Annotated in this window: 17 protein-coding genes and 1 tRNA gene; 15 read left to right on the forward strand and 3 right to left on the reverse strand. The window is 35.8% G+C overall.

The window, feature by feature from the left end; genetic code table 11:
- Positions 1-13 precede the first annotated feature (13 nt).
- Entirely contained in the window at positions 14-427 is a 414-nt protein-coding gene (locus tag ACXVYO_RS20970) for a Fur family transcriptional regulator (RefSeq protein WP_001054512.1), read from the forward strand.
- Positions 428-504: 77 nt separating this feature from the next.
- On the opposite strand, the gene ispG is transcribed toward ACXVYO_RS20970, so the two are convergent.
- The 3 genes from ispG to ACXVYO_RS20985 all read right to left on the reverse strand — a co-directional run bounded on the left by ispG (position 505) and on the right by ACXVYO_RS20985 (position 2,974).
- Entirely contained in the window at positions 505-1,608 is a 1,104-nt protein-coding gene (gene ispG, locus ACXVYO_RS20975) for a flavodoxin-dependent (E)-4-hydroxy-3-methylbut-2-enyl-diphosphate synthase (RefSeq protein WP_075308387.1), read from the reverse strand.
- A 164-nt stretch (positions 1,609-1,772) separates the two neighbouring features.
- The gene (locus ACXVYO_RS20980; protein WP_000825411.1) at positions 1,773-2,144 is read right to left on the reverse strand and encodes a hypothetical protein; all 372 of its coding nucleotides are present in this window, start codon (positions 2,142-2,144) and stop codon (positions 1,773-1,775) included.
- A 71-nt stretch (positions 2,145-2,215) separates the two neighbouring features.
- The gene (locus tag ACXVYO_RS20985; protein WP_458468387.1) at positions 2,216-2,974 is read right to left on the reverse strand and encodes a DUF1189 domain-containing protein; all 759 of its coding nucleotides are present in this window, start codon (positions 2,972-2,974) and stop codon (positions 2,216-2,218) included.
- A gap of 242 nt (positions 2,975-3,216) precedes the next feature.
- Between ACXVYO_RS20985 and ACXVYO_RS20990 the strand changes: the two genes are divergently transcribed.
- From ACXVYO_RS20990 to glcK, 14 genes are all read left to right on the forward strand, one after another.
- A tRNA-Ile gene (locus tag ACXVYO_RS20990) sits at positions 3,217-3,290 on the forward strand.
- 221 nt (positions 3,291-3,511) lie between these two features.
- The gene (gene sodA, locus ACXVYO_RS20995) at positions 3,512-4,123 is read left to right on the forward strand and encodes a superoxide dismutase [Mn] (protein WP_001052034.1); all 612 of its coding nucleotides are present in this window, start codon (positions 3,512-3,514) and stop codon (positions 4,121-4,123) included.
- Positions 4,124-4,239: 116 nt separating this feature from the next.
- On the forward strand, positions 4,240-5,517 hold the full coding sequence (locus ACXVYO_RS21000) for an MFS transporter (protein WP_458468388.1): 1,278 nt from the start codon (positions 4,240-4,242) through the stop codon (positions 5,515-5,517).
- A gap of 109 nt (positions 5,518-5,626) precedes the next feature.
- Positions 5,627-7,753, forward strand: a complete 2,127-nt coding sequence (locus ACXVYO_RS21005; protein ID WP_458468389.1) for a peptidoglycan D,D-transpeptidase FtsI family protein — start codon at positions 5,627-5,629, stop codon at positions 7,751-7,753.
- Between the two features lie 329 nt (positions 7,754-8,082).
- Complete coding sequence (gene phoX / locus ACXVYO_RS21010) at positions 8,083-9,000, forward strand: phosphate ABC transporter substrate-binding protein PhoX (protein WP_458468390.1); 918 nt, start codon at positions 8,083-8,085, stop codon at positions 8,998-9,000.
- A 27-nt stretch (positions 9,001-9,027) separates the two neighbouring features.
- Positions 9,028-9,978, forward strand: a complete 951-nt coding sequence (gene pstC / locus ACXVYO_RS21015) for a phosphate ABC transporter permease subunit PstC (protein WP_458468391.1) — start codon at positions 9,028-9,030, stop codon at positions 9,976-9,978.
- 1 nt (position 9,979) lies between these two features.
- Positions 9,980-10,846, forward strand: coding sequence for a phosphate ABC transporter permease PstA (pstA, locus tag ACXVYO_RS21020; RefSeq protein ID WP_458468392.1), 867 nt, complete (start codon positions 9,980-9,982; stop codon positions 10,844-10,846).
- 28 nt (positions 10,847-10,874) lie between these two features.
- Complete coding sequence (pstB, locus tag ACXVYO_RS21025; RefSeq protein ID WP_000226681.1) at positions 10,875-11,690, forward strand: phosphate ABC transporter ATP-binding protein; 816 nt, start codon at positions 10,875-10,877, stop codon at positions 11,688-11,690.
- Positions 11,691-11,855: 165 nt separating this feature from the next.
- Positions 11,856-12,512, forward strand: coding sequence for a phosphate signaling complex protein PhoU (gene phoU, locus ACXVYO_RS21030; RefSeq protein WP_458468393.1), 657 nt, complete (start codon positions 11,856-11,858; stop codon positions 12,510-12,512).
- Positions 12,513-12,892: 380 nt separating this feature from the next.
- Positions 12,893-15,247 (forward strand): sugar phosphate nucleotidyltransferase, encoded by a 2,355-nt coding sequence (locus tag ACXVYO_RS21035; protein WP_458468394.1) that lies wholly within the window; start codon positions 12,893-12,895, stop codon positions 15,245-15,247.
- 69 nt (positions 15,248-15,316) lie between these two features.
- Entirely contained in the window at positions 15,317-15,466 is a 150-nt protein-coding gene (rpmG, locus tag ACXVYO_RS21040; RefSeq protein WP_001265616.1) for a 50S ribosomal protein L33, read from the forward strand.
- A gap of 104 nt (positions 15,467-15,570) precedes the next feature.
- A complete protein-coding gene (locus tag ACXVYO_RS21045) occupies positions 15,571-16,149 on the forward strand; it encodes a 5-formyltetrahydrofolate cyclo-ligase (RefSeq protein WP_270605872.1) in 579 nt (192 codons plus the stop codon).
- Positions 16,150-16,251: 102 nt separating this feature from the next.
- On the forward strand, positions 16,252-16,452 hold the full coding sequence (locus ACXVYO_RS21050) for a YqgQ family protein (protein ID WP_000253699.1): 201 nt from the start codon (positions 16,252-16,254) through the stop codon (positions 16,450-16,452).
- A 19-nt stretch (positions 16,453-16,471) separates the two neighbouring features.
- Positions 16,472-17,455 carry a glucokinase gene (gene glcK / locus ACXVYO_RS21055; RefSeq protein ID WP_073516517.1) on the forward strand — a complete coding sequence of 328 codons (984 nt, stop codon included), beginning with the start codon at positions 16,472-16,474 and terminating at the stop codon, positions 17,453-17,455.
- Positions 17,456-17,480: the final 25 nt, after the last annotated feature.

A 17,480-nucleotide genomic window follows, 5' to 3' on the forward strand; every position in this document is an offset into this window, starting at 1 on the left:
AGTAGGGATAGATATGAATCTAACAGAAGCTTTACGCCTAATGAAAGATAAAGGATACAAACATACTGGGAAAAGGGAAGAAATGCTCAGGCTATTTGCAGCTCATAATCGTTATTTAACGGCGAAAGACGTTTTAGAGCATATGAAGGATGATTATCCAGGTCTTAGCTTTGATACGATTTATCGTAACTTAACGGTGTTTGCTGAAATTGGTGTTCTGGAACAAACGGAATTAAATGGTGAAAAACATTTTCGTTTTACATGTTCTATTATGGAACATCATCATCATTTTATTTGTTTAGATTGCGGGGGGACGAAAGAGATTACTTCCTGCCCGATGGATTTTATGAATAAAGATTTTAACGGTTATGAAGTAACCGGTCATAAGTTTGAAATATACGGCCGTTGTCCAAAATGTGCAAAGTAAAAGCTCGTCAGTTATATAACTGACGAGCTTTTACGTAGAAAAGAAGGTTGCTCACAAATATTGTGGCAACCTTCTTTTTATTGTTCTTGTGTTTCTTTTTCTTTTTCTCGTTCAGCAGCCATTTCAGCAGCGATTACGTCGATTTCTTTTTTCAGTTCTTCTACCATGATTTCTTCTGGTACTTTACGAACAACTTGCCCTTTACGGAATAATAATCCTTCTCCACGTGCACCGGCAATACCGATATCAGCTTCACGAGCTTCACCCGGACCGTTTACAGCGCAGCCAAGTACTGCAACTTTAATTGGTACTTTTAGTGTAGAGATGTATTCTTCTACCTCGTTAGCGATGCTAATTAAGTCAATTTCAATACGACCGCAAGTTGGACAAGAAATAAGTGTTGCTGCATTAGATGCAAGGCCGAATGACTTTAATAGTTCACGTGCAACTTTTACTTCTTCAACTGGGTCAGCACTTAATGAAATACGTAGTGTATTTCCGATGCCTTTATTTAAGATTGCTCCAAGACCAGCGGCACTTTTTACAGTTCCGGCAAATAATGTTCCAGATTCTGTAATGCCTAAATGTAATGGATAATCAAAAGCACGTGCAGCTTTTTCGTATGCTTCAATTGCTAAATTAACATCAGAGGCTTTCATAGATACGATAATATCGTGGAAATCTAAGTCCTCTAAAATTTTAATGTGATGTAGGGCGCTCTCGACCATACCATCTGCAGTTGGGTATCCGTACTTTTCTAAAATGTGACGCTCTAATGAACCTGCGTTTACACCGATACGGATTGGAATACCGCGTTCTTTTGCTGCATTTACAACAGCTTCTACTTTATGGCGACGACCAATGTTACCTGGATTGATACGTACTTTATCAATGCCACCTTCAATTGCTTTTAAAGCAAGGCGATAATCAAAATGAATATCAGCAACAAGTGGAATGTTGATTTGTTTTTTAATATCAGCAATAGCATTTGCTGCGCGTTCGTCTGGAACAGCAACACGCACGACTTGACAGCCAGCTTCTTCTAAACGTTTAATTTCAGCAACTGTTGCTTCAACATCATGTGTTTTTGTTGTTGTCATACTTTGTATAATTAATTCATTATTACCGCCAATTGTTAAATTACCGACTTTAACTGGACGTGTTTTTGTACGATGAGTCATTTCATTCACGAATAGATCGCTCTCCTTATAAAAGAAGTTTCTTATTTAGTCCCTCATATCAATGATAGTATACGTGATACAGGGCTATAGAAACCGAAGTGCTCGGTTTCACTTTTACTATTGTATCAGCGCCTTGATGTAATTGACAAGGATTAAGTGATCGCTTATTGATATAACGGGAATTTATAAGACTTTCCAATTTGTATTTTTGTAGCAGATGTATTTTTATTTAATTGTTTAAAATCATCAATTACTTTTTCGATAGAAGGAATTTTCTTCTTATTGATCGCTTCTGTAATGGAAAGAACCGTATCACCTGTTTTGACTTCTATTGTTTTATAAGTGACATCTGTTTCTTTTTTTGTTTCTGTTTTGTTCTCTTTATTTTGTTTTGTATCTGTACTTTCTTGTTTTAACGTTTGGGCCGCATTCGTTTTTTTATATGAACTTAACATCGGTAAAGTGCCGATTTTTATATCGTAATAAAATATATAACCAAGAACAAGCACGAATAAGAATATACCTAATCTCTTCATATTCTTCACTCCTTTGCTAGGAATATATGCTTGTCCAAAAAAAAAATGCCTATTTAGGCATTTTTTCGTTCTTATTTTTCTTTCGGTTTTGGAACTTCTTTAATCGTTAAGTATAGAACAATTAAAACAACTGCGATATAAATGAATGTTGAACCAGGTACAACGATTTTGAATAAATCCATAATCATAAAGAAGATTGTTGGAATTGTGTAGCTGTAAGCAGTTAATGTCCATACTTGCTTATAAGATAATTTACGTTGACCACTCATAGCAGAACCTATAAACGCAAGTAAAGTAATTCCTAAGAAAGTAATGAACAATTGGAATAGGTACACTAACACGCCAATAACGGCTAGTAAAATTGGATAAATACTATCGAATACAGAAATAAAATCTTGCAAATCTTTCTTCTCAAGAGATGTCCCTAATAAATCATTATAGGAGTATGTTTGTTGCTGACCATTTCCTATAGAAACTACTTTATCTTTTAAAATAAATAAACCAGTTTTGTTTTGATATTGTTCTATATCTGTTGTATTGGGATCAAATACGAAAAGAGCATCTCCCTCTTCCTTTTGAATAGGTTGTTCAATATCAGCTTTTAGTTCACCATTTTCGATTTTGAAATCAGGTAAATCTTTTTCGATAGCTTGATTTACCATAGTAACACTATCTTGGATAAAGCTACCGTAAAAGAATGTTCTTGGAATAGTAGTGATTAGACAAAGTAGCATAATATACAAAATGGTTTTTCCGATTTTTTGAAAACGGAATAGCGCCATATCTTTAGGCGAATATACGCTTTTTGCTAATTGGGTAAATATGGACATAGATTCACTTCCTTTATGTATGTATAAAATCATTGTAACGTAGGAATCTAGAGAATCTCAAGATATATTATATTTACATATAGTGGAGATAACTAAATTTCTTTTTATTAATTTTCTTCTTTCACATGAGAAAAATACAATTGACACTTTTCTTTTCTATATGGTAAATTTATCTTACATTTCTTAAAGGATATATCCGATAGGAATTCCTTTATTTGATATGTTGTTACATACATAATTGTGGACCCTTAGCTCAGCTGGTTAGAGCAGACGGCTCATAACCGTCCGGTCGTAGGTTCGAGTCCTACAGGGTCCATATCCATTTCACATGTTTATTACGTCAGTAGGAAGCTTCCTTGTAGAAGGGAGCTTTTTTTACGGAATATATGAGCATTTTAATTGAAAAGAAGTGGGAATTTTGCTACGTTAATGATAGCAAGACAATGTGATTTATTTGTTTGCACCCTATGGCAATTAGGGTAGAATAAAGTTGTATGTCACTTAAGTGGCAATACATAAACTGGGAGGAATATAACAATGGCAAAACACGAATTACCAAATTTACCTTATGCGTATGATGCTTTAGAGCCTCACTTTGACAAAGAAACAATGAACATCCATCATACAAAACACCATAACACGTACATTACAAACTTAAACGCTGCTTTAGAAGGTCATGCAGAATTAGCTGACAAAAGCGTAGAAGAATTAGTTGCAAACTTAAACGAAGTACCAGAAGCAATCCGTACAGCAGTACGTAACAATGGTGGCGGACATGCTAACCATACATTCTTCTGGACAATCTTATCTCCAAACGGCGGCGGACAACCAGTAGGCGAACTTGCAACTGCAATTGAAGCGAAATTCGGTAGCTTCGATGCATTCAAAGAAGAATTCGCAAAAGCTGGCGCAACTCGTTTCGGTTCTGGTTGGGCTTGGTTAGTAGTAAACAATGGTGAGTTAGAAGTAACAAGCACGCCAAACCAAGATTCTCCTCTAACTGAAGGTAAAACTCCAGTTGTTGGTTTAGATGTTTGGGAACATGCTTACTACCTAAATTACCAAAACCGTCGTCCGGACTACATCGGTGCATTCTGGAACGTTGTAGATTGGAACGCTGCTGAAAAACGTTACCAAGAAGCAAAATAAATGTAATAACGATAGAAAAAAGCTAGGAGAATGCTCCTAGCTTTTTTCTATGCTTTCCTTTACATAATTGGGCTTGTCTTTGGAAGAATAGAACATGAAGTAAAGGAGAGTTGTGTATGAAGTTGAAGCATATAATTGGTGACGTTGAAGTGAATCGGGATTTAGTGTTATTGCTCCTTATTGGAGGCTTATACACGCTCGCAATTTCTTTATCGAATACGTTTGTTAATATTTATTTATGGAAACAAACACAAAATTATGTGAATCTTGGCTTGTATAATTTGGCCAGCGTTGTATTACAGCCTCTCACATTTCTTGTAGGTGGGAAATTAGCGAAACGTATTGATCGCTCAATCTTGTTACGAATAGGCGTAGGCACGTTAGCAATTTTTTTTATCGTTGTTTTAGTAGCGGGAAAAAGCGCTTCTCACTATATTTTATTAATGGGGGCTCTTTTAGGAGTCGGGTATGGTTTTTACTGGCTTGCGTTTAACTTATTAACATTTGAGATTACAGAACCAGAAACAAGAGATTTCTTTAATGGGTTTCTTGGACTTCTTACATCCTTCTCTGGCATGATTGGACCGATAGCAGCTGGATACACAATTTCACGTATGGAAAAATGGAGTGGCTATACGGTCATATTCTTTCTTTCGTTACTGTTATTTGCAATTGCTGTCATTTTAAGCTTTTTTGTATCTAAGAGAGAATGTGAAGGACGGTATGAAATTGTACAAGTATTGAAAGAGCGGCAGATTGATAAAAATTGGGGAAGAATTACACGTGCTCATTTTTTCCAAGGTCTGAGAGAGGGAACGTTTATTTTTGTGATTTCAGTATACGTGTATTTAGCAACTGATAGTGAGCTCGCATTAGGGAAGTATAGCTTAGTAAATTCGGCTGTATCATTTGTGTGTTACTATTTAGTTACTCGGATGTTAAAGAAAGAATGGCGAAAAAAAGCAATTTTGCTTGGAGGCATTATTTTATATGCTGTCGTATTTTTAGTTATATTCAATGTTACATACACAAAATTACTTATTTATGCAGCTTGTATTGCGATTGCATACCCTATTTTACTCGTTCCGTACGGGTCCATGACATATGATGTAATTGGCAGAGCGAAAAATGCGAGAGAGTGGCGTGTAGAGTATGTAGTTGTCCGAGAATTATGGTTAAATGCAGGAAGAATTTGTTCGATTTTAAGTTTTTTATGTGCTGTACTATTCTTTCCGCCTGAAAAAAGTTTACCTTACTTATTATGTATTTTAGGTGCAGGACATTTTCTAATCTATTTTGCAGTTAAAAATGTCAAATATGATGAGGGAAATGCGAGTAAAACAAGTGCTGTAACGCAAGCGACTGCGCAGAATCAAACAGAATCAGAAGGTTAACTTCTCGGTTGTTTTATGCTAGAATAGAAAAAGATGTAAGACAGCAGTGAGGACACCTGTATGAAGGTGTCCCTTTCACATTACATAGCTGTTGGTAGAGGGGGTTTGTATGAGCAAGAAGCAGAAACAACAAAAGAAAAAGACTCACGTTCCTTTTCGGTTAAACGTGCTGTTTTTCTGCGTGTTTTTAATGTTCTCCGCGGTTATTGTAAGGCTTGGATATGTACAAATTGTTCGCGGTGAGGAATATAAGAATGAAGTGGAGAGGAAAGAGAACTCGACAATAAGTAATCCTGTACCACGTGGGAAAATATTTGACCGTTATGGACGAGCTGTAGTAGATAATGCAGCTGTACGTACGATTACATTTACAAAAATGAAAGGATCAACTGCAGAGGCTCGCTTAGAAACAGCGGAAAAGCTAGCAGATTTGATTGAAGTACCGACAGATAAATTAACAGATCGCGATAAAAAAGATTATTGGCTTGCTATGCATAAAGAGGAAGCCAAAGAAAAAATTACGAATAAAGATCGTCAAGAGTTAAAAGATAAAAAAATTGACGATAAAGAATTAGATGAGCGTCAACGAAATCGCGTGACAGAAGAAGAAGTGAATCAATTATCCGCAAAAGATTTAGAAATACTAGCGATTAAAAGCAAAATGGACGGCGGATATGCAATGACACCTCAAGTTATTAAAAAAGATGCTACAGAACAAGAATACGCGATTATTAGTGAAAATCTAGCAACATTACCGGGTGTAGATACGAATGTTGATTGGGATCGAAAGTATATTTATGATGATTTATTCCGAAGTGTACTTGGCGGGGTGTCAACGTCTGATGAAGGTTTACCTAGAGAAAGACTAGATTACTATCTTGTTCGTGATTATAATCGAAATGATCGCGTAGGAAAAAGTTATCTTGAGCAGCAATATGAAGATAGTTTGCACGGTAATAAAGCAGAAGTGAAAAATATTACAGATAAAAACGGTAATATTTTAGAAACGATTAATGTATCAAAAGGGCAAAGTGGTAATAACCTGAATTTAACAATTGATATGGAATTACAAAAGCGTGTAGAAGAAATTATCACTAAAAATTTATTGAGATATAAAGGGGGACAACCTCTTTTAGATCGTGCATTCGTTGTAATGATGAATCCAAAAAATGGTGAAGTTTTATCTATGGCAGGGAAACAGTTAGTGGAAGAAAATGGAGAAACAAAAGTGCAAGATTTCGCATTAGGAACGATGACAAGCTCTTATCCGATGGGATCAACTGTAAAAGGTGCGACAGTACTTACAGGATATCAAACAGGTGCAATTCAACCGGGTTCATTTCAGCTTGATGAACCAATCAGATTAAAGGGAACGCCACAAAAATCTTCGTGGAAGACGATGGGATATATTAATGATCTGACAGCATTAAAAATGTCTTCTAACGTATATATGTTTAAAACAGCGATGAATCTCGCAGGTGTTCAATATGTGAGAGGTGGTACGTTAGATATACCACAAAAAGCATTTGATACGATGCGTTATTATTTCGGACAGTTTGGACTTGGCGTAAAAACAGGTATTGATTTACCGAATGAATCTGCGGGTCAAACAGGTAGAGGAAATCAGCCAGGTTTCCTATTAGATTTATCAATTGGACAGTATGACACGTATACACCACTTCAATTAGCACAATATGTTTCGACAATTGCAAATGGTGGTTATCGTATGCAACCGCAAGTTGTAAAGGAAATTAGTCAACCGGCAGTGAAACCAGAAGAAACTGGAAAAGTTGTTCATTCAATGGAACCGAAAGTACTAAACCGTATTGATATGCCTGAATCACAAATTAAACGTGTTCAGGAAGGATTTAGACAAGTATTTAATGAGTCTGGTGGTACAGCTGCGAAATACTTTACAGGCGCACCATATAAAGCTGCTGGTAAAACAGGTACAGCTCAAACTGTGTATGGCGGAGATAAAGAGATTGGTAGAAAAGCAAACGGTGAGCGTAAAGAGACATATAACTTAACATTAGTAGGTTATGCGCCACTTGAAGACCCTGAAGTAGCATTTTCTGTTGTTGTACCTTGGGTAGATGATAAATCAGGTATTAACGGATATATTAGCCGTGACATTATGGATGCGTACTTTGATTTGAAAAAAATAGAAAATGGTGAAGCTACAAAAGAGGAAATAGATAATAAAAAGAAAAATAAAGAGCAAGATGATGAATAAAAAAGTTGTAAAAAAAGCACACTATCTGAAAAGATAGTGTGCTTTTTTTTATGGTTCATGCATACGTTTTAATAAAGTGGACAAGCATATCATATCGGAAAATCAAGGGCCTCATAAATGATACTTGTGCATCTTTCTGGAGGACAACGGTTTTATGGACCAATCATCAGTGAAGATGAACAATGGCTACGGATTAAATTTTTACTTAATGTTGATTCTTGTGGAACTTTACAAAACTTTTACAAACAATTAAAACCGAATTAATAGTTTAGCAGTATTCTTATATCTGTAATCCTGTTATTTCCGGTTACTTCTAGGAGGAAGAACACGTGAAATGGATAAGTGCATCGATTAAAGTTTTCATACTGTCGACATGTTTCCTTTATGTTGGCACGTCTACTGCATTTGCTGTGAATGAAATGGGGGAAGTGAGAGTTGATGGATCCTCAACAGTTTTTCCTATTATAGAAGCGGTAGCGGAGGAATATACAAAGGTGCATCCAAACGTGAAAATTTCCATCAGTGTTTCTGGAACAGGAGGAGGATTTAATCGTTTCAGTAAAGGAGAAGTAGATATAAATAATGCTTCGAGAGCAATGAAACAAGTGGAAGAAAATGAAATGAAGAAAAACTCCATTCAGTTTACACCGTTTGAAGTCGCTTACGATGGCCTTACGATTGTTGTAAATCGCCAAAATACTTGGGTAGACAATATGAAGGTAGACGAGTTACGTCTATTATGGAGTGAAGATGGAAGCGAAAAGCGATGGTCACAAATTCATTCATCATGGCCACGTGAACAGGTGAAGTTTTATGCGCCAGGTGTAGACTCTGGTACGTATGATTATTTTCAAAATGTCATCTTACAAAATAGTCGCATTGTAAAAAAAGTCTCTTTGTCTGAAGATGATCAAGTTATTATGCAAGGGGTAATGAATGATAAAAATGCCATTGCTTTTGTAGGATATGCTTATTATATGGCCAATCGAGATAAGGTGAGAGCAATAAAAGTGAATGGTGTACTTCCGACGAAAGATACCATTCAATCAGGTAAGTATAAGCCATTATCTAGGCCGCTATTCGCTTATGTGAATGATGCATCTATCCGAAATAAAATGAATGTAGCAAATTATATTGAGTTTATGATTCAGCATGTAGGTAATCTTGCTGAAGAGGTTGGATATGTAAAATTACCAAAAGAAAAATACAATGAACAGCTGCGGATGTTAACAGAAATAAAAAGGTAATGTCAGGGTGGAAAGGGGTTTTCATCTTTGGCTCATAATGACAAAAGTCAAATTACATTTTCTGTGCAACATTTGATTGAAAGAAATACAAAACAAAGAAAAAAAACGCAGCGAATCAATCGAATCGTTCCATTATTACTAAAAATAATTGCTAGCGTTTCTATTGTAACGACACTTGGAATTATTTTTACATTGGCAAATGAAACATTGATGTTTTTTCAAAAAATACCATTACTGTCCTTTTTGACGGGAAAAGAATGGTTACCTTTTTTTGAAGATCCTAAATTCGGTATATTACCACTTATATGTGGAACGTTCCTTGTAACAGTAATTGCCATGCTCGTAGCAATTCCTATCGGTTTAGCGTGTGCCGTATTTTTAAGCGAATATGCTTCGAACGGTGCAAGGAAAGTATTAAAACCGATGTTAGAACTATTAGCAGGTATTCCGACAATTGTATATGGTTTTTTTGCATTAACAGTTGTCACACCGCTTTTACAACGGATTATACCAGATTTACAGTTTTTTAATGCGATCAGTCCAGGTATTGTTATTGGCTTTATGATGATACCTACAATTGCGTCTCTATCTGAAGATGCGATGAGAGCTGTAGCGAAAGGAACGAAAGAAGCTTCGTTAGCACTTGGAGCAACTCGGTTTGAGATGGTAAAACAAGTCGTGTTTCCTTCAGCTTTTACAGGGATTATGGCAGCGATCATATTAGCTGCTTCCAGAGCAATTGGTGAAACGATGATCGTTGTAATTGCAGCGGGATCTACACCGAATATATCGCTCGATCCGACACACTCTATTCAAACGCTAACAGCCTATATTGTGCAAGTGAGCTTAGGTGATGCTCCGCATGGAACAATTACGTATTACAGCATGTATGCTGTAGGCGCAACTTTATTCTTATTTACTTTTATCATGAACATCATTTCGCAGTCTATTATGCGCCGTTTTAGGAGGGTGACATAATATGCGAATGTTGAATCATAAAAAAATACAAGAGAATATGGCATCACGTTTTTTAAAAGACCGAGTTTACAAATTGTTATTTTATATAGCAATTTTATTTTCAATAGTAATACTGCTTATTTTACTTTTTCAAATTTTTGAAAGAGGTATAAGTTACCTTTCGTTAGATTTCTTTATAAACTTCGCTTCGCGTAATCCGAAAGAAGCTGGGATTGCTGCAGCTTTGTCAGGAACAATATTATTTATGAGTATTGTTATACCAGTCTCCTTTATATTTGGAGTCGGAACTGCTCTTTATTTAGAGCAATATGCGAAGGAATCTATATTTAAAAAGGTAATAGAAATTAATAATCAAACGTTAGCAGGAGTACCTTCCGTTGTATTTGGATTACTCGGCTTAACTATTTTTGTATATGCTCTTCATTTAGGTGAGAGTATTATTGCGGCGGCACTGACGATGAGTTTACTCGTTTTACCGACTGTTGTTGTAGCGAGTCAAGAAGCGATACGATCTGTACCAAGTTCATTATTAGAAGCTTCTTACGGATTAGGTGCTACGAAGTGGCAAACGATGTATCGAATTGTATTGCCATATGCTTTCCCAGGAATTATAACGGGTTGTACGCTAGCGATATCAAGAGCGATTGGAGAAGCGGCACCGTTATTAGTTATCGGGGCACTTGCATTTGCAAATTATGTTCCATTTAGTATGTTTGATAGATTTACAGTTTTACCAATTCAAATTTTTAATTGGATGAGTAGACCGCAAGAAGATTTTCAGTATGTAGCTGCTGCTGGGATGATTGTTTTGTTAGGTTTGTTGCTCTTTATCAATATATTTGTCTTATGGTTACGAAATCGAAAATAAGTTGGAAATGGATGAAAGGGGAATTCAAATGGTAGCAACAGTAGTAAATGTACAGGTGAAAAACGAGGAGAAAATCGAGACTGCACCAAAGAAAGTAGTATTTGATACGAAAAACTTAAATTTATGGTACGGAGAAGACCACGCTTTAAAAGATATTAACTTAAGCATTCATGAGAATGAAGTTACAGCAATTATCGGGCCAAGTGGTTGTGGTAAATCAACGTACTTAAAAACATTAAATCGTATGGTAGAGTTAGTACCGATCGTGCGAACTACAGGTGTAATTGAATATAGAGAGCGCAATATATTTGATAAATCATACCCAGTTGAGGAATTAAGAACTCATGTGGGAATGGTGTTCCAAAAGCCAAATCCATTTCCAAAATCTATTTATGAAAATGTAGCATATGGACCGAAAATTCATGGTATTCGTGATAAGAAAACGTTGGATGAAATTGTTGAAAAAAGTTTACGTGGAGCAGCAATTTGGGATGAGTTAAAAGATCGTTTGCATGATAATGCATACGGTTTATCTGGTGGGCAGCAACAGCGTCTGTGTATCGCACGTTGTTTAGCAATTGAACCAGACGTTATTTTAATGGATGAGCCAACATCGGCACTAGATCCAATTTCAACATTAAAAGTAGAAGAATTAATTCAAGAGTTAAAGAAAGACTTTAGTATTGTTATCGTAACACATAATATGCAACAAGCAGCACGTATTTCAGACAAAACTGCTTTCTTCTTAAGTGGAGAAGTTGTGGAATATACAGATACAAATAAATTATTTACGACACCTTCAGATAAGCGTACAGAAGATTATATTACAGGCCGATTCGGTTGATATCTTTGCAAGGATAAGAGTAAATACCCTCTTAACAGAGGGTATTTCTTATTTTTACCTCATTTAATTAGAGAAGTAATACTTCTCCTATCTTAACACTTATTACAAGTAGGATAGGTAGGAGATCTATATATAATGGCACATAATATTGAGGGGGAAGAAACAATGGTAAGAGAACAATTCCAATGTGATTTAAAAATGTTACAGCAAAAGGTGATTGAGCTTGGAGAGCTTGCGAGGGAAGCTTTATTGCTTGCTATGGAAGGTCTTCATAAAAGGGATGTAGAGAAAGCGTTAGAGGTAATAGATGGTGATTATCGTATGGATAATTTAGAAGAGGAAATAAATGATCTTGCGCTTATGCTTATTACGAAGCAGCAACCTGTAGCAAGTGATTTAAGAAGGATTTTCATTTCAATTAAAACAGCGACAGATTTAGAGCGTATTGCAGATCATGCCGTTAATATTGCGAAATCAACAATTCGTCTTGGGGAAAGAGAAGTGGTTGTTAGTTTGCACAATCTTGATGAAATGTTTGCAATTGCAAATAAGATGTTACAGTTAGCGTTGGAAGCATATGAGCAAGAAAATTTAACTTTTGCGAAACAAATTGCCGAAATGGATGATTCAGTTGATGAAATATATGGGAAAGCGATTCGTGAATTTATATCTTCAGTTCCAGAACAACCAGAAGCAATTACACAAATTACACAATTATCCTTTGTGGCAAGATATATCGAGCGTGTAGCAGATCATATTACAAATATTGCTGAAAATGTTTTTTATTTAGTAAAAGGAAAGCATTACTTATTAAATGAATAAAGAAAAAAGGCAGGTGAAACATCACCTGCTTTTTTTAGTCAAAACATGACAAAAAAAGCTCGTTGTTTCCTTTAGTTTATGATGATAAGATGTATCATAATATAATGGAAAAAATAGGACATATATGTTATTCATTTCATAAGTAATATTTTACTGAGTTAATAGTAAGCGCTTTCTTTCATGGTGTTTAAAAGGTACATGTATATAGGGTGTTTTACTGTCTGTAAAAGCCTGAGTGGTCAGGGCTAATAATCAGTGGGAGATGCAGCAAAATCCCTACTAATTAAAGTTTCATTTTATACTGCTAGTTAATGCGGGGTAGATAATATACATATCGTATATGAAGTTACTGAACATTATATAAGTGGAGGCTGAAGTATATGAAGGGGGTTATTTTAGCTGGAGGAAAAGGACGACGCCTTAGACCATTAACATGTAATACTCCAAAGCCAATGTTACCATTATTAGAAAAGCCAGTTTTGGAATACAATATTGAATTATTACGTCAGCATGGTATTCGTGAAATTGCAATTACTGTTCAGTATATGAGCACAGCTATTAAGCGATATTTTGGTGACGGTAGCAAATGGGGCGTCAATTTGTACTACTTTGAAGATTCTCCACCGCTTGGAACTGCAGGGAGTATTAAACAAGCGGAAACATTCTTAGATGAAACGTTTGTTGTGATAAGTGGGGATGCGTTAACTGATTTTCAATTATCAGAAGGAATTACGTTTCATGAACAAAAGAAAAGAATGGTAACTATGTTTGTAAAGGAAGTAGAAAACCCACTCTCATTTGGTTTAGTTGTAATGAACAAAGAACAAGAGGTTACACGATATATAGAAAAACCGAGTTGGAATGAAGTAGTCTCTAATATTGTGAATACAGGTATATATATTATGGAGCCAGAAATTTTTTCTTACATACCGCCCCAAGAATTTTTTGATTTCAGTCAAGATGTGTTTCCATTATTGGCAAATAAGAACGCATTATTTGCATATTTGTCAGAAGGCTATTGGTTAGATATCGGTACATTTGATCAATATCGACAAGCACAATTTGATTTGTTAACGAAAAAATTACAAGTACCTATTCCTTATACGGAAGTATTGCCGATGGTATGGATGGGGGAAGGTGTGGCGATTGGAAAAGGAACGAAAATTCACGGTCCTTCTTTTATTGGGGAAGGAGCAAAGATTGGTGCTGGAGCTGTAATTGAGCCGTACTCTATTATCGGGAAAAATAGTATTGTTTCAAGTTATTCTCATCTTCAAAAAAGTATTGTTTTTGCAAATGCGCACATTGGGCAGTATTGCGAACTATTAGAAACGACAATAGGAGAGCATACAATGGTGGAAGATGACGTTACACTGTTTCAAAAAAGCATTGTAGCGGATCATTGTCATATAGGGAAAAGTACGGTAATTAAGCAAAAGGGAAAACTATGGCCATATAAGGCGATTGACAGCTATTCGGTAGTAGGATCGGCTGGTGTTCAAGAAAGTGAAAAGAGTGCAGGTTGGTTGCAAAAAAGCCGCATTGTAGGAAGAGGTAATGTTGAGATCACTCCTCAATTTATTGTGAAGGTTGCGATGGCGTATGGATCTCTTTTTGCTAAAGGAGAAAGTATATTAATCGGGAGTCAAGAACATATAGAAACGACTTCTTATAAAAATCTCTTTCTTCATGCGATTCATGGTATCGGGGTTCATACAATGGAATGCAAAGAAATGAACGAGTCGCTTTTTCAGTATAGTATTCAGGATTTGCAATGTGCAGGTGGGGTTTTCATTCAAGTGGAAAATGAAAAAGAGGTTGTAATAAAGTTGTATGGTAAGGATGGGGTACAATTAACGTATAAGCAGCAAAAAGCGATAGAACAAGTATATATGTCTGAGTCGTTTTATTACGTATGTGAGAAGGAAATGGGACGGAATAAGCTAGTGCACGTTTCTTTACATGATTATATAGAAGCTGTATTAGAACGCATTGATATTGAAAAAATACAAAAACAGAAGTTTCATCTTCTTATTAATAAAAGAAATGATATGTTACAACATTTACTTATGCTCTTTTTGCAAAGACTCGGATGCACAGTTACATGGATTTATGCAGGTGAACAAAAAGATCATGTGAAAGCCTTGATGAAATCAAGTAAAGCAAATATGGCACTTATGTTTTCGGAGCAAGGAAATTATTTCGAGTTATATGATAATCATAGTAATATTTACCAAGGTACAGATTTTGAGGAGGTAGATATTCCGGATTTATTGCTTGAATCGACAGGAAATATTTACCCAATGTCTTTGAAATTAGGAGAATGTTACCTTCTATTTTATACGCAGGATGAAAAGAAGTCATTCCAAGCGAGATGGAAGAGAGATATTTTATATCGAATAGGAAAATTATTTGAGCTAATAGCATTGCAGGGAAAAACATTTCTCAGCATAGTAGAGCAATCACCTCCACTTTATTTACTGTGTGATGAAGTTGTATGTTCATGGAAGGAAAAAGGGAAAGTAATGAGGAAATTATTAGCTGATATGGAAAGAAAAGAAGAAGGTATATTTGAAGGAGTACAATTCAAATATACCGAAAAAGAGTGGTCTTATATCGTTTCTGACACAAAACAACCGAAATTTTTAGTGTATTCGCATGCTAGAAACCCAGTAATAGCAAGGGAAAATATGAAAAATCTTATAGAAAAAATTAGACAATATCAAAAGGTGTAGAATTTTTATTTTAAAAGTGGTATTATAGTATAGTCTGATTTAAGTTATTAGTACTGGAGGGAAATAAGAATGCGTGTGAATATTACTCTAGCATGTACAGAATGCGGAGATCGTAACTATATCTCAAAGAAAAACAAACGTAACAACGCTGAGCGTATCGAGCTTAAAAAGTATTGCAAGCGTGACAAGAAGTCTACGTTACACCGTGAAACAAAGTAAGCAGTAGGAATATTTTCCTACTGTTTCTTTTTTTATTCGATTCCTCTGTTAAAAGTGATACACTATCATCGTAGAGAAAAGTATCACTGTGAGGGGGAAAATGTGTGAGAGAAGAGAAACTACGTTTACGTAAACAAATAATAGAGCACATGAATTCTTTATCAGAAGAACGGTATACAACTTTATCAGAACAAATTGCATTTTCGTTGTATGCGCAAAAAGAGTGGGCTGAAGCTAAAACAATCGGAATCACTCTCTCAATGGAAAATGAAGTGAATACATATCCTATTATCGAAAAAGCTTGGGAAGAGGGAAAGAACGTTGTTGTTCCGAAGTGTAATAAAGGAACACGAACAATGTCCTTCCGACAAATTAGTAATTTTGATCAATTAGAAACAGTGTATATGAATTTACGTGAACCAATTCCAGCGCTTACGGAAGAAGTGGGTGCAGATGACATTGATCTTCAAATCGTGCCGGGCGTAGCTTATACAGGGCGAGGAGAACGGATTGGATATGGCGGTGGCTATTATGATCGTTATCTTGTGCATTATAAAGGGAAAACGCTATCATTAGCTTATAGTTTTCAAATGGTGGAACATATTCCAGTAGAGCCGTTTGATAAAAATGTAGAAAAAATTATTACAGAAAAAGGAACAATGGTTAAAAATGGGCTTGTATAGACAAATAAAAATTGACGAGACTTTTTCTTCTTGATTATAATAAAATATGTGAACGTTTTCTTATTATAATTTTTATAGTAAGTGAGCATAGAGGGTGATGAAATGGTATCTATTTATGATATTCAGCAATTGCTAAAGAAATTTGGTACGATTATTTATACGGGTGATCGAATTGCAGATTTACAATTAATGCAAGATGAATTGCGTGAATTAAATCAATCACAGCTAATCGATCCACAAGACTATCAAACAGCTTTATTTTTATTGAAGCAAGAAATTCAAAAAGAGCTAAATAAGAATTAGATAAAGGTAGGTAAGCAACATGGAAGAGAAATGGTTAGTTGGTGTTGACCTTGGTGGTACAACGATTAAATTAGCATTTATTAATGTGTACGGTGAAATTTTACATAAGTGGGAAATCCCTACGAATACAAATGAGCAAGGAAAACATATTACGCTTGATGTAGCGAAAGCTATTGATAAAAAGTTAGAAGAGTTAGGCGAATTGAAAAGCAAGTTAATCGGTATTGGTATGGGAGCTCCTGGTCCTGTACACGTGGCATCTGGAATGATTTACGAAGCGGTTAACTTAGGATGGAAAAACTATCCGTTAAGAGATTTATTAGAAGTAGAAACAGGATTACCTGTTGTTATTGATAATGATGCAAACTTAGCAGCGCTTGGTGAGATGTGGAAAGGTGCCGGTGAAGGAGCAAAAGATTTAATCTGTATGACACTTGGCACTGGTGTTGGCGGCGGTGTAATTGCCAATGGTGAGATTGTACACGGCGTAAGTGGTGCTGCTGGTGAGATTGGACACATTACAGTCGTTACAGAGAATGCTTTCCCATGTAATTGCGGGAAGTCTGGTTGCCTAGAAACAGTTGCATCTGCAACAGGTATTGTGCGTGTTGCTATGCAAAAAATACAAGAGACTGATAAAGAGAGTATGCTACGTTCTATGTTAGCAGAAGAAGGGCGCATTACATCAAAAGATGTGTTTGAAGCACTTGGACAAGGTGACGAGCTAGCAGGCGAAGTAGTAGAAAAAGTAGCTTCTTATTTAGGATTAGCTGTAGCGAACCTTGCTAGTACGTTGAACCCAGAGAAAATTGTTATTGGTGGCGGTGTGTCTAAAGCTGGAGATGCACTATTAGAGCCAATTCAACGTTATTTCGAGCAATATGCTTTTTCACGTGCTGTAAAGAGCACGAAGTTAGCGATTGCAATACTTGGTAATGATGCAGGTGTTATCGGAGGAGCTTGGCTTGTAAAAAAGCACAAATACGAAGCGAAGATGGTATAAGTTGTGAAATATGAAAAGAGGAAGG

The sequence above is a fragment of the Bacillus sp. BC08 genome, assembly GCF_054326875.1.